Source organism: Pseudomonas sp. AC463 (assembly GCF_979253585.1).
This window is the reverse complement of sequence record NZ_CEEDDZ010000704.1, coordinates 1-265: the sequence shown is the minus strand read 5'-3', so window position 1 is coordinate 265 and position 265 is coordinate 1. Positions and strand designations below refer to the sequence as shown.

At 61.1% G+C, this 265-nt stretch carries 1 protein-coding gene; it reads left to right on the top strand.

All coding sequences use genetic code 11. The features are described 5' to 3' along the window. Positions 1-265 (top strand): ATP-binding cassette domain-containing protein (locus AC0IYH_RS32015; protein ID WP_471838320.1); only part of this gene is annotated, 265 nt, incomplete at both ends.

The window sequence follows — 265 nt, the reverse complement described above, 5'->3', positions numbered from 1 at the left end:
GGCCGACTACCTCCTGCAACTGAACGGCATCGTCAAAAGATTTGGCGGTGTCAACGCCCTCAACGGCATCGATATCCAGGTGCGGCCCGGTGAGTGCGTGGGCCTGTGCGGTGAAAACGGTGCCGGCAAATCTACCTTGATGACGGTGCTGTCGGCGGTCTACCCGTACGGCACCTGGGAGGGTGAAATTCTCGGGGATGGGCAACCGCTCAAGGCCCAATCCATCAGCGAAACCGAGGCCGCGGGCATCGTCATCATCCACCAG